Here is an 8,981-nt window from a genome sequence, read left to right on the forward strand (position 1 = left end):
AGGCTTCGATCTGTATCCCCGCGCAGGCCGTCACCCGTGAAGCCGGCGGCCTACGGGGTGCGGGGACTGCGCTGGGCCATGATCGGGCTGATCATGGCCGGGTCGCTGCTCAACTACCTGACGCGTAGTTCGCTGTCGGTGGCGGTTGCGACCTCGCCGTTGATGGCCACACTGCACATGGGGCCGCGCGAATATTCCTGGATCACCGGCGCCTTCCAGGGCGGGATCATGCTGCAGCCGATCTGCGGCTATGTGCTGGACATGGCGGGGCTGAAGATCGGGTTCGCCATCTTCGCCACCGCCTGGTCGGTGATCACCATGGCGCACGGGCTGGCGACGGGTTGGCCGGCGCTGGCGGGGCTGCGCGGGTTGATGGGGTTCGCGGAGGGCTCGATCCACCCGGCGGGCATGAAGACGGTGTCGCTGTGGTTCCCCGCCAAGGAGCGCGGGCTGGCGGCCGGCGTCTACAATATCGGCGCCTCGTTCGGGGCCATGCTGGCGCCGCCCTTGGTCGCCTGGGCGATCGTCGCCTACGACTGGCGCGCGGCCTTCGTCATCACCGGCGCCATCGGCCTGGTCTGGGTCCTGGCGTGGCTGTTTTTCTTCCAGACGCCCGAGCGGCATCGCGGCCTGTCGTCGGGCGAGCGGGCCTATATCGCGGCCGGGCAGGAGCGCTTCGTCGACGTGGATGGCGGCAAGCCTTCGATCTGGCGGCTGCTGGGTCGGCGGGCGTTCTGGGGCATCGCCCTGCCGCGCTTTTTGGCCGACCCGACCTGGGGCACGCTGGCCTTCTGGGTCCCGCTCTATCTGAAGACTGTGCGGGGCTTCGACCTGGCCCACATCGCCATGTTCGCCTGGCTGCCGTTCGTGGCGGCGGACCTGGGGTGCCTGTTCGGCCCGGTGGTGGTGCTGGCGCTGCAGAAGCGCGGTGTACAGCTGGTCGACGCGCGCCGCTGGGCCTTCACCCTTGGCGCGGTGATGATGACCGGCATGATGTTCGTCGGTCAGGTGCAGAGCCCCTATCTGGCGGTCGCCCTGCTGTGTCTGGGTGGGTTCGCGCACCAGACCCTGTCGGTGACGGTGATCACCATGGCGTCGGACCTGTTCCCCAAGCGCGAGGTCGGCACCGTGGCCGGCATGGCCGGGACCTTCGGCAATTTCGGCGTGTTGCTGTTCTCGCTGTTGATCGGGGCGCTGGTGAGCCGGGTCGGCTACAGTCCCTTCTTCATCGCGCTCGGTCTGCTCGACCTGCTGGGGGCGGTGCTGCTGTGGACCCTGGTCAAGCCGCCCGCGCTTTCCGATCCGACCTCCGCCATCTCCGAGCCGCTGCTTCCATGACCGAACGCCTGATCCACAACCCGATCCTGAAGGGCTTCAATCCCGACCCGTCCATCGCGCGGGTCGGCGGGGACTATTACATCGCCACCTCGACCTTCGAGTGGTTCCCTGGCGTGCAGATCCACCATTCGCGCGACCTGGTGAACTGGCGGCTGGTCGCGCGACCGCTCACACGCGCCAGTCAGCTCGACATGCGCGGCGCGCCGGATTCATGCGGGGTCTGGGCTCCGTGCCTGAGCTACGCCGACGGCCTGTTCCACCTGATCTACACCGACGTGAAGCGATATGGCCGCACCACCGTGGGCGGCGCGTCGGGCGCGTCGCTGCGGGACTTCCACAACTACCTCGTCACCAGCCCGACCATCGAGGGCGACTGGTCCGACCCGATCTATCTGAACAGCAGCGGCTTCGACCCCTCGCTGTTCCACGACGCGGACGGGCGCAAATACCTGGTCAACATGCTGTGGGACCACCGGCCCGGCCGCAACCGCTTCGCCGGCATCGTGCTGCAGGAATACTCGGCCGTCGAACAGTGTCTGGTGGACGAGCGTCGGCTGATCTTCGAAGGCACGGCGCTGGGCCTGACCGAGGCGCCGCACCTCTACCAGCGCGACGGCTGGTACTATCTGCTGACGGCGGAGGGCGGCACCGGCTGGAACCACGCCGTGACCATGGCGCGGGCGCGGGAGATCGGCGGGCCCTACGAACTGCACCCCGATCGCCACATCCTCAGCAGTCATCGCCCGGACGCCGAGCTGCAACGCGCCGGCCATGCCGACCTGGTGCAGACCGAGGCCGGCGAGACCTATGCGGTCTATCTCTGCGGCCGCCCCTTGCCGAACCGGGGGCGGTGCGTGCTCGGGCGCGAGACGGCGATCCAGCCGATGGCCTGGGGCGAGGATGGCTGGCTGCGCACCGTCGATGGCCAGGGCCTTCCGCGCCTCGCCGTTCCCGCGCCCGACCTGCCGCCCGCGCCGGAGCCGACACCGACCGAGCGCACCGAGTTCGACACGGCTCATCTGCCGATCGATTTCCAATGGCTGCGCTCGCCCTATCCGCAGGAGCTGTTCAGCCTGGCCCGCCGGCCGGGCTGGCTGCGGCTGTTCGGGCGCGAGACCATCGGCAGCCTGTTCCGCCAGGCCCTGGTCGCACGCCGCCAGCAGGCCTTCTGCTACAGCGCCGCCACCCGCATGGAGTTCGAGCCGGCGCATTACCAGCAGGCGGCGGGGCTGGTCTGCTACTACAACGCCTCGAAGTTCCATTACCTGTTCGTCTCCCACGACGAGGCGGTCGGTCGCCACATTCGGGTGATGTCCAGCCTGCCCGACCAGCCCCAGGGCGACGCCTTCACCCCGCCGGTTCCGATCCCGGACGGTGTGGTGGAGCTGCGGGTCGAGGTGGACTACGAGCGGCTGCGTTTCGCCTGGCGCGTGGACGAGGGCGCGTGGAACTGGCTGGCGGAGCGCGTCGACGCCAGCATCCTGTCCGACGAGGCCAGCGCCCCCGGCCTGCCCAACTTCACCGGCGCCTTCGTCGGCATGGCTTGCCAGGACCTCGCGGGGACGGCCAAGCCGGCGGACTTCGATTGGTTCGACTATCGCGAGCGGGATTTCTCGGCCTGACCGCTCGAAATCGGGCGTTAAGCGCGCTCAATCCATGATTTGCTCTACTGTCGTTCGAAACGGAGCCGGGATCGGAGCCCATGACCAAGCCCAGCATCGAAACCGCGCTGGAGCGGGGCCTGTTCGCGACCCGCTGGCTGCTCGCGCCCTTCTACGTGGGTCTGGCCCTGGCCCTGGTGGCGCTGCTGGCCGTGTTCGGGGTGGAGCTCTGGCGCGAGGTCGTGCACCTGCTGCACACGCCCGGCGATCAGCTGGCCGAGGCGGGCATCCTGATGGCGCTTGGGCTGATCGATCTGTCGCTGTCGGCCAACCTGCTGATCATCGTGATCTTTTCGGGCTACGAGAATTTCGTCTCCAGGATCGAGTCGGCCAGTCCCGAGCAGAGGCCGGGCTGGATGGGCACGGTGGATTTCGCCGGCCTGAAGATGAAGCTGATCGCTTCCATCGTCGCCATCTCGGCCATCAGCCTGCTGCGCACCTTCCTCAAGATCGGCGACCGTCCCTTGGACCAGGCGTCCCTGTTCTGGCAGGTGGCGATCCACCTGACCTTCGTGGCCTCCGGCGTGTTCATGGCGGTGATGGACTGGGTGGTGTCCAAGACCGAGAAGCACTGAGGCCTGCGTCCGAATCAGGCGTCCGGCGCGTCCCGATCCGGCCGGACGGGTCCATAGCGCAGCCGACCCAGGCTGGAGGCGACGGCGTAGAGCAGGGCGATGGGCGGCGGCGCCTTGGCCTTCCACTTTTCGAACGTCATGACCTGGGCGATGCGGGCGTCCAGGTGCAGGCCGGCCGAGTCCCGCCCGCGCGCCAGCCGCACAGCCAGCGTGCTGGCCAGGACCGCGGCCAGGATGGCGCGCTTGGTGTAATGGTTCTCGTCGGTCGTGGTGTCGCCCACCCAACGCCAGAGCTCGTCGGCGGTGTTCCAGCCGAGCCGCAACGCGGTCGGTGCATTGCCCGGACGGCCCAGATACAGGCTGGCGGCGCGCACGGCTGCTTCATTGGCCAGGGCGGTCTCGATGCGGACATCCACCGCCAGGCGGATGCGTTCGCGCACCTTCAGTCGCGTCAAGTCGTAGGTGTCGAGCATCTTCAGCGCAGTCCGGTCGTGGCGTCGCCACAGCAGGGCCGCCAGGTCGCGTGCGCCGTTGGGGGTCAGCAGGGCGGCGTCCGCCCGGGACAGGCCGTTGGCTCGTGTGGCGCGTGCGAACAGGGCCTCGCCCCAGCCCGCCGAACCCACCAGGTCCAGGGCGTCGTCCAACAGCGCCTGCTCTCGCGCTTCCGCCCAATCCAACGGCGGATCGAGGGAAGGCGGGCGGGCGACGAGGGCGGGAAGGTTTGCCGGTTCGCTCAAGCTCATGCTGCTCACATAGCCCCGCTGCATCGTCGGCGCCATGCGGGCGGGCCGCCATGTCGCGCACGTATGTATAAGGTCATTCACAAGACAGACGCGTCCTGTCAGTTGGCGAGCCTGGACGGGCCGACGCTACGGGTCCAAACATCGGGGTGGAGGAACCATGGCCACCAATTCGGGCGTCGCGCGCAATGCGCTGGTGGTGATCGCAGCGATCCTGGGCGGCTACACCCTGTATTGGCTGCGCGAAATCCTGACGCCCCTGGCGCTGTCCATCTTCTTGGTGGTGATGATCGACGGGCTTGCACGCCTGCTGGCCCAGCGCGTGCCCAGGATGCCCCCCTGGGCGCCGTTGCCCCTGGCGCTGCTGCTGTCGGTGGTGGCCGCGGGGCTGGTGGTCTATGCGGTGGCGGCCAACGCGGCGAGTTTCGCCGCCCAGCTGCTGTCGGAGACGGCCCGGCTCAACCTGCTGATCGCCAAGGTGGCGGGCGCCTTTGGGGTGCGGGTGCCGCCGACCCTGTCGCAGATCATCAACCAACTGAACCCCAGCCGCTATGTCGGCGACGTGGCCAGGGCGCTGCAAAGCTTCGCCTCGGGCGCGGTCTATGTCCTGGTCTACCTGGGTTTCCTGATCGCCTCGCGCCAGGGTTTCCAACACAAGGCCGTGGCGCTGTTCCCGTCCTCGTTGGAGCGGGACGGGGCGGCGACGGTGTTCTATCGCATCCGCGATTCACTACAGCGCTATCTGTGGATCCAGACGGTGACCGGGCTGATGATCGCCATCGCCTCGGCCCTGGCGATGTATGCGCTGGGACTGCAGAACGCGATCTTCTGGGCCTTCCTGATCCTGGTGCTAAGCTTCGTGCCCGTGATCGGGGGCGCCATCGGCAGCATCCTGCCCCCCCTGTTCGCCCTGGTCCAGTTTCCGACCCTCTGGCAGGCGGTGGTGCTGGCCCTCGCCCTTCAGGTCATCGGCTTCGTCGTCGGCAACGTGATCCAGCCGCGGATGCAGCGCGACAGCCTCAACATCGATCCGGTGGTGGTCTTATTGAGCCTGGCGCTCTGGGGGGCGGTGTGGGGTCTTCCGGGCATGTTCCTGTCCACGCCACTGACCGTCACCGCCATCACCATCCTGGCCCAGTTCGACGGTTCGCGCTGGATCGCCATCCTGCTGTCGGGCGACGGCGAGCCCGAGGGAAGGCCCAATGCGGCTGGCCAACAGGCTATCCTGCCGAGCCCCTCGACCGCCTGAGACCCAGCGATCACGAACCTGTGAGATAGGGCGACCTGTCGCGCATCGTTCGGGCGCCTATCTAGCAGTCTGGCCGGTTGTTCCCCCTCCCGGCCACGGCGCCCTCCCACCGTCCCCCCAGTTGGTCGGCGCCGCTGAAACGTTCCAACCGGCTTCCCCCGCTGGTGGAACCCGCGCCGCCAGACTCCCCCGTCTGGCGGCGTTTTCGTTTCCGCATCTGGGACGTCTCGGCTCTGGCCGTGTTGGGAAATCTTGACGCCATCGTCGTAGAAGCTCGGTTGATCCGTTACGTCGAAGGGATCATGTTCCGCCCCAACCAGGGTGGAAAGTTTCAAGAACATGTACGACGACGATCTGGCGCCCTTCTCGACAGCGGCGTTGCGGCAAGCTTTCGCCCGTGAGCTGGGGCATGACGTCCTGTCCGAGGCGGAGGCGCGGTTCGTCGATCAGGCCGCGGACGATGTGCGCGCCGAGGAGTTGCCGGATATCGGGCCTGGCGACCTGGCTGCGACCCTGGCCAAGTTCTGGCGCTTCGCCGAACAGCGCGATGGCGACGCGCCCAAGCTCCGCCTCTCGCACGCCCTGGGCGCGGACGCCCGCGACCTGAAGCTGGAGCTGCTGGAGATCGTCCAGGCCGACGCGCCCTTCCTGGTGGACAGCGTGATGGGCGAACTGGCCGCGGCCGGCATCGAGGTGCGGGCGATGTTCCATCCGGTGGTCAAGATCGTTCGCGACGCCAAGGGCGAACGATGCGCCATCGGGCAGGCGCACGAGGAATCCATGATCCTGGTGGCGCTCGGCGGCGTGGGCGAGGACCGGCGCGAGGCCTTGCTGGAGGCGCTGCGCCTGACCCTGGCCGACGTCCACGCGGCCATACGCGACGGGGCGGCCATGCACGCCCTGATGCAGTCGGTCGCCGCCGAACTCACCACCTCCCACGCCCCCTTCGGCGGCTACGGCGCGGAGGAATACGCCCAGTTCCTGCAATGGCTGAGCGCGGATCGTTTCATCATCCTCGGCGCGCGCACCTACGAGTATCCCCGCACGCCCGAGGGCGACTACGCCGCCGAGGAGCCGATCTTCAAGCCGGAGGGGTGCCTGGGCGTGCTGCGCGACACCTCGCTGTCAGTGCTGCGCCGGGCCAGCGAGCCGGCCATGCTCACCTCCCAGCTCAGCAAGTATCTTGAGCAGGCCGAACCGCTGATCGTGGCCAAGTCCACGTTGAAGTCGCGCGTCCACCGGCGCGGCCACATGGATTATATCGGGGTCAAGCGCTACGACGCCCAGGGCCGCGCGGTGGGCGAGGTGCGCTTTGTCGGCCTGTTCACCGCCGAGGCTTATGAGGACCCCGCGCGCCACCTGCCGCTGGTGCGCCGCAAGGTCGAGCACATCCTGGCCCGCGCGGGCGAGAACCCCAGCGCCCACACCGGCAAGCGCCTGCGCACGATCGTGGAGACCTATCCCCGCGACGACTTGTTCCAGATCGACGAGGATGCGCTCTACCAGATCGCCATGGGCGTCCTGCACCTGTTCGACCGGCCGCGCGTGCGGGTGTTCTGGCGGTTGGACACCTTCGACCGCTTCGTCTCGGCCCTGCTCTATGTGCCGCTGGACCATTTCGATTCCGAGCTGCAGGCGCGCGCGGGCGATATCCTCGCCGAGGCCTGGGGCGGTCGGGTGTCGGCGGTCTATCCCTACTTCTCCGACCAGCCCCTGGCGCGAATCCACTACATCATCGGGGTGTCGCCCGGCGACCATCCCCAGGCCGATATCGAGGCGGTCGAGGCCAGGATCGCCGAGGCGTCGCGGACCTGGCGGGATCGGTTCGAGGCTTCGGCCCGCAGCGGCGGCGTGGCCCCGGGCATGGTGGGCGAGATCCTGACCCGCTACGCCCACGGCTTCCCCGCCGGCTACCGCGACCAGTACGACGCCGCCGAGGCCCTGGAGGACATCACCGTCATCGAGGGCATGACCGACGAGGACGCCCTGCGCGTACGGGCTTTCCGTCACGAGGACGATTCGCGGACCCGCTTCCGCTTCAAGCTCTACCGCGCCGACAGCGCGGCGCCCCTGGCCGAGGTGTTGCCGATCCTGGAGAACATGGGGCTCAAGGCGTTGGCTGAGCACGGCTTCCCCGTCACGCGCAGCCTCGACCAGGGCCGCAAGGCGGTGGTCTGGGTGCACGAGTTCACCCTGGAGGACGAGCGCGGCGAACGGCTGATGTTCGCCGACATCAAGGCGCCGTTCGAAGAGACCTTCCTGGCGGTCTGGACCGGGCGTACCGAGAACGACGGCTTCAACCGGCTGGTGCTGGAGCTGGGCGCCTCCTGGCGCGAGACGGCGCTGATCCGCGCGCTCGCCCGCTATCGCCAGCAGAGCGGGCTCGACCCCAGCCAGGCCGTCCAGGCCGAGGCGCTGAGCGCGCACGCCGAGATCGCCCGCTTGATCCTGGACATGTTCAAGATCAAGTTCGACCCGGCGGTCCACGCCAGCGCCGAACAGCGCGGGACCCAGGGCGAGGAGGTGTTCGCCCGTATCGTCGAGGCTCTGCAGCAGGTCGAGAGCCTGGACGCCGACCGGGTTCTGCGCCGACTGGCCCTGCTGGTGGATGCGGTCACGCGCACTAACTTCTTCCAGTTGGACGTCGAGGGGCGGCCCAAGCCCTATATCAGTTTCAAGGTCGCCAGCAGCGAGCTGGAAGACCTGCCCGCGCCCAAGCCGTTCCGCGAGATCTTCGTTTGGGCGCCTCATGTGGAGGGCGTGCACCTGCGCTTCGGCCCGGTGGCGCGCGGCGGCCTGCGCTGGTCGGATCGGCGCGACGACTTCCGCACCGAGGTGCTGGGTCTGGTCAAGGCGCAGCAGGTCAAGAACGCCGTCATCGTGCCGGTCGGCTCCAAGGGCGGTTTCTATCCCAAGCAGCTTCCCCGCAGCGGCGGCCCGGACGCGATCCGCGCCGAGGGCGTGCGCGCCTACAAGACCTTCCTGTCCGGCCTGCTCGACATCACCGACAACCTCGACGCCTCGGGCGCAGTGGTCCGGCCCGAGGGGGTGATCGCCCACGATGGTGACGATCCCTACCTGGTCGTGGCCGCCGACAAGGGCACCGCCACCTTCTCCGACATCGCCAACGGCGTGGCCCAGGCCTACGGCTTCTGGCTGGACGACGCCTTCGCGTCCGGCGGTTCGGCCGGCTACGACCACAAGGTCATGGGCATCACCGCGCGCGGCGCCTGGGAGGCGGTGAAGCGCCACTTCCGCGAGATGGGCAAGGACATCGCCGTGGAGCCCTTCACCTGCGTCGGCGTCGGCGACATGTCGGGCGACGTGTTCGGCAACGGGGCGCTGCTGTCCAAGGCGATGAAGCTGATGGCCGCCTTCGACCACCGCCATATCTTCCTCGACCCCGATTCCGATCCGG

At 68.4% G+C, this 8,981-nt stretch carries 6 protein-coding genes; 5 read left to right on the plus strand and 1 reads right to left on the minus strand.

What is annotated here, in order from left to right; translation table 11 throughout:
- Nucleotides 1-78: 78 nt before the first annotated feature.
- The 3 genes from GSQ87_RS17965 to GSQ87_RS17975 all read left to right on the plus strand — a co-directional run bounded on the left by GSQ87_RS17965 (nucleotide 79) and on the right by GSQ87_RS17975 (nucleotide 3,574).
- Nucleotides 79-1,338 carry an MFS transporter gene (locus GSQ87_RS17965; protein WP_158917871.1) on the plus strand — a complete coding sequence of 420 codons (1,260 nt, stop codon included), beginning with the start codon at nucleotides 79-81 and terminating at the stop codon, nucleotides 1,336-1,338.
- Nucleotides 1,335-2,960 (plus strand): glycoside hydrolase family 43 protein, encoded by a 1,626-nt coding sequence (locus tag GSQ87_RS17970; protein WP_158916792.1) that lies wholly within the window; start codon nucleotides 1,335-1,337, stop codon nucleotides 2,958-2,960. Before GSQ87_RS17965 ends, GSQ87_RS17970 begins: the two co-directional genes overlap by 4 nt.
- A gap of 80 nt (nucleotides 2,961-3,040) precedes the next feature.
- Nucleotides 3,041-3,574 (plus strand): TIGR00645 family protein, encoded by a 534-nt coding sequence (locus GSQ87_RS17975; RefSeq protein WP_158916794.1) that lies wholly within the window; start codon nucleotides 3,041-3,043, stop codon nucleotides 3,572-3,574.
- A 14-nt stretch (nucleotides 3,575-3,588) separates the two neighbouring features.
- Here GSQ87_RS17975 and GSQ87_RS17980 read toward each other — a convergent pair whose 3' ends face one another.
- A complete protein-coding gene (locus tag GSQ87_RS17980; RefSeq protein ID WP_254063072.1) occupies nucleotides 3,589-4,311 on the minus strand; it encodes a COQ9 family protein in 723 nt (240 codons plus the stop codon).
- Between the two features lie 163 nt (nucleotides 4,312-4,474).
- On the opposite strand from GSQ87_RS17980, the gene GSQ87_RS17985 reads away from it, so the two are divergent.
- Both GSQ87_RS17985 and GSQ87_RS17990 read left to right on the plus strand, forming a co-directional pair.
- A complete protein-coding gene (locus GSQ87_RS17985; protein WP_158916796.1) occupies nucleotides 4,475-5,563 on the plus strand; it encodes an AI-2E family transporter in 1,089 nt (362 codons plus the stop codon).
- A 339-nt stretch (nucleotides 5,564-5,902) separates the two neighbouring features.
- Nucleotides 5,903-8,981 (plus strand): NAD-glutamate dehydrogenase domain-containing protein (locus tag GSQ87_RS17990; RefSeq protein WP_174241476.1); only part of this gene is annotated, 3,079 nt, incomplete at its 3' end.

This window comes from Caulobacter sp. S45 (assembly GCF_009765965.1).
GTDB lineage: Bacteria > Pseudomonadota > Alphaproteobacteria > Caulobacterales > Caulobacteraceae > CAHJWH01.

Coding starts and splice junctions, on each gene's coding strand:
- GSQ87_RS17965 (WP_158917871.1), top strand. CDS start 79: ATGATCGGGCTGATCATGGCCGGGTCGCTGCTCAACTACCTGACGCGT.
- GSQ87_RS17970 (WP_158916792.1), top strand. CDS start 1,335: ATGACCGAACGCCTGATCCACAACCCGATCCTGAAGGGCTTCAATCCC.
- GSQ87_RS17975 (WP_158916794.1), top strand. CDS start 3,041: ATGACCAAGCCCAGCATCGAAACCGCGCTGGAGCGGGGCCTGTTCGCG.
- GSQ87_RS17985 (WP_158916796.1), top strand. CDS start 4,475: ATGGCCACCAATTCGGGCGTCGCGCGCAATGCGCTGGTGGTGATCGCA.